This window comes from Hydrogenophaga sp. (assembly GCF_041633695.1).
In the GTDB taxonomy this organism is placed as follows: domain Bacteria; phylum Pseudomonadota; class Gammaproteobacteria; order Burkholderiales; family Burkholderiaceae_C; genus Hydrogenophaga.
Window position 1 is genome coordinate 1 of the sequence record NZ_JBFJMY010000420.1, and the last position, 3602, is coordinate 3602.

A 3602-nucleotide genomic window follows, 5' to 3' on the forward strand; every position below is an offset into this window, starting at 1 on the left:
ATGGCCGGGCAGATTTTTCTGACCGACCGGCTCGGTCACCGTGCCGGTCAGCTCAGCCATGGTCAAAAGCAGTGGCTGGAGATCGGCATGCTGCTCATGCAGGAGCCCACCCTGCTGTTGCTTGACGAACCCGTGGCCGGTATGAGTCCTCGTGAGCGGGAGCAGACCGGCGATCTGCTGAGCCGAATCGCTGCCGGGCGCTCGGTGGTGGTGATCGAGCACGACATGGACTTCGTCAAGCGCATTGCCCACCGCGTCACGGTGCTCCACCAGGGGCGATTGCTGAGCGAGGGCAGTGCAGTGCAGGTACAAGCCGATCCCCGCGTCATCGACGTCTATCTTGGTCATTGAGGCGCCTACACATGCTCGACATCTCCAGGCTGTATGTGTCATACGGCGAATCCCAAGTGATCCGCGACATCTCGTTCACTGTGCGTGCCCACGAGTCCGTGGCCATCATGGGTCGCAATGGAATGGGGAAAACCACTCTACTCAAGTCCATGATCGGCCTGCTGCCGGTCCACGCCGGCGAGATTCGACTCGATGGCCGGGCGATTTCTGGTCTGCCCAGCTACCGTCGTGTTCAGCACGGGCTGGCATACGTGCCACAGGGTCGCATGGTGTTTCCCTTCCTGACTGTGGAGCAAAACATCCTCTCGGGCGCCGAGCACTCGGGACATCGCGAAGTGCCCGACTACATCTACCGGTTCTTTCCTGTTCTCAAGGACATGAAGCACCGCAACGCGGGCAACCTCTCGGGCGGACAGCAACAGATGCTGGCTATTGCCCGCGCCTTGATCTCCGACCCCAAGGTGCTGATCCTCGATGAACCCACCGAAGGTATTCAGCCCTCAATCATCAAAGAGATCGCCCAGACCCTCAACGTGCTGCGGCAAGAACGCGGCTTTGCCGTGGTGGTGTCGGAGCAGGTCCTGAGCTTTGCCCTCGATCTGGCCGACCGCTTTCTGGTCATCGATCGCGGGTGCATCGTGCACGAAGAACTGCGTGCCAATCTCGATCAGGAAAAGGTCAAGACCTTCCTGACTGTTTAACGTCAACCTCCAAGGAGACTCTTATGCGACATGGTGACATTTCCAGCAGCAACGATTGCGTCGGCGTGGCAGTCGTCAACTACAAGATGCCTCGCCTGCATACCAAGGCCGAGGTGCTGGCCAACGCCCGCAACATCGGCGAGATGCTCGTGGGAATGAAGAGGGGCTTGCCGGGCATGGACCTGGTGATTTTCCCGGAGTACTCGACACACGGGATCATGTACGACTCCAAGGAGATGTACGAGACGGCCTCGGTGATTCCGGGTGAGGAGACCGCCATATTTGCCGACGCCTGCCGTCGCGCCAACGTGTGGGGTGTGTTCTCTCTCACCGGTGAGCGCCATGAGGAGCACCCCAACAAGGCCCCCTACAACACGCTCATCTTGATGAACAACCAGGGCGAGATCGTACAAAAGTACCGCAAGATCATGCCGTGGGTTCCCATTGAAGGCTGGTATCCAGGTGACTGCACCTATGTGAGCGAAGGCCCCAAGGGCATGAAGATCAGCCTGATCATCTGCGACGATGGCAATTACCCCGAGATTTGGCGAGACTGCGCCATGCGCGGCGCCGAGCTCATCGTACGTTGCCAAGGCTACATGTACCCGGCCAAGGAGCAGCAGATCATGGTGTCGAAAGCCATGGCCTTCATGAACAACACGTACGTGGCGGTGGCCAACGCGGCGGGTTTCGACGGTGTGTATTCGTACTTCGGCCACTCGGCCCTGATCGGCTTCGACGGTCGCACGCTCGGTGAATGCGGCGAGGAAGAGATGGGCATCAACTACGCCGAACTCTCGATGGGCCTGATCCGCGATGCGCGAAAAAACGGGCAATCGCAGAACCACCTGTTCAAGCTGGTGCACCGCGGCTACACCGGGCTGATCAATTCCGGCGACAGCGACAAGGGCGTGGCCGCTTGCCCTTTCAACTTCTATGCCAAATGGGTCAACGATCCCGAGGGCACGCGCGAGATGGTGGAGTCGTTCACTCGGTCCACCGTCGGCACAGCCGAGTGTCCGATGGAGGGCATTCCCAACGAAGCCAACAAGCACCGCTGAGCCCAAACCCACGTCTGTTCCGCACCCGAGGACCATGCACCATGAGTTCACCATTGGACGATCATCGCATCCGCCATGAGCCGTTTTACCAGCCCTTGGGCAACGAAATTGAATGCTACGAACGGGCCTACCGGCACCGGTTGCCTCTGATGCTCAAGGGACCCACCGGGTGCGGAAAGACGCGATTCATCGAACACATGGCGTGGAAACTTCAGCGCCCGTTGGTCACACTCGCCTGCAACGAGGACATGACTTCCTCCGACCTTGTGGGCAGGTACCTGCTCGATGCTCAGGGCACTGCCTGGCACGACGGGCCACTGACATTGGCCGTGCGCCATGGCGGTATCTGCTATCTTGACGAGGTGGTGGAAGCCCGCCAGGACACAACGGTGGTTATCCATCCGCTGACCGATGCTCGGCGCATCTTGCCGTTGGACAAGAAGGGTGAGGTTATTCGAGCCCACCCGGACTTCCAGCTTGTGGTGTCCTACAACCCGGGCTACCAAAGCAGTGCGAAGGACATGAAGCCCTCCACCCGGCAGCGCTTTGCCGCTTTAGAGTTCGACTACCCCGATACTGAGACCGAGGTGACTATCGTGGCTCGCGAGGCTGGCATCAACGTTGCGCTTGCGCGCCAGTTGGTCACCATCGCGCAGTGCACCCGCGCGCTTAAACAGCGTGGTCTGGACGAGGGCGCTTCCACCCGTGTGCTGATCTATGCCGGAGTGCTGGTGCGCGACGGCCTCCCGCCCGCACAGAGCTGCGAGATGACCTTGGTGCGTGCACTCACAGACGATCCGGACATGGCGCATGCCATCCGCGACTTCGTGCAGGCCCAGTTCGGATGAAAAGTGAGCACCTAGCCCACCTAGCTAGCCCCGGGGACGGCGAACTCGATGGCCTGTTGCCCTCGCTGGTATGGCTTGGCTCGGGGATGTTGGGCTGGCCGCTGGCGGTAGCCGAATGCAGCGTCGGCATGCGTGCCCGCCGCGCCATCGTTACACCCGAGCAGGTGCTGTTAAGTCGGCAAGCCCTGGACGAAGCCGGTGCGACTGCCGCTCCGCTGTACCGGGCTGCCTTGGCCCATGCAGTAGCGCACTGTATTTATTCTCCCTTGCGCCAGCCGGCGCGCCTACTCAAGCCCATGAGCCAGGCGGTGGTGTCCACCATCGAGGATGCTCGCGTCGAGCGCCGACTGGTGCAGCGATACCCTGGCGTGGCCCGTTGGTTCCTCGAACATCTTGCACCGCTCCCAGACCCCGGAAACTTCAGCTTCGAGGCGCTGATCACCCGGTTGGATCGCGCCTTGGCCGACCCCGAATACGCTGACGACAACCATTGGGTCAACAAAGCCCGGAGCCTGTTTGAGGATACCCAGGAGCGCTGCGGCTTGGACGATCACGCAGCGTTCCGAGTGGTGGCCTCAGTTCTTGCCAACGATCTTGGGCAAATGCGTGTGCGATTCGATCCACAGCACTATGTGGTCCCC

General features: G+C 60.7%; 4 protein-coding genes and 1 pseudogene. All 5 read left to right on the forward strand.

Annotated elements, in window-relative coordinates:
* Nucleotides 1-351, forward strand: a 351-nt coding sequence (locus ABYB95_RS19295; protein WP_372660586.1) for an ATP-binding cassette domain-containing protein, incomplete at its 5' end; no start/stop codon positions are given.
* Nucleotides 352-362: 11 nt separating this feature from the next.
* Nucleotides 363-1052: an urea ABC transporter ATP-binding subunit UrtE gene (gene urtE / locus ABYB95_RS19300; protein ID WP_372660588.1), complete on the forward strand. Its 690-nt coding sequence runs from the start codon at nt 363-365 to the stop codon at nt 1050-1052.
* Nucleotides 1053-1075: 23 nt separating this feature from the next.
* Nucleotides 1076-2113, forward strand: coding sequence for an aliphatic amidase (locus ABYB95_RS19305; RefSeq protein WP_372660591.1), 1038 nt, complete (start codon nt 1076-1078; stop codon nt 2111-2113).
* Between the two features lie 41 nt (nt 2114-2154).
* The gene (locus ABYB95_RS19310) at nt 2155-2961 is read left to right on the forward strand and encodes a CbbQ/NirQ/NorQ/GpvN family protein (RefSeq protein ID WP_372660594.1); all 807 of its coding nucleotides are present in this window, start codon (nt 2155-2157) and stop codon (nt 2959-2961) included.
* Nucleotides 2958-3602, forward strand: a pseudogene (locus ABYB95_RS19315) (hypothetical protein); the annotation flags it as partial. The gene ABYB95_RS19310 and the pseudogene ABYB95_RS19315, both read left to right, overlap by 4 nt.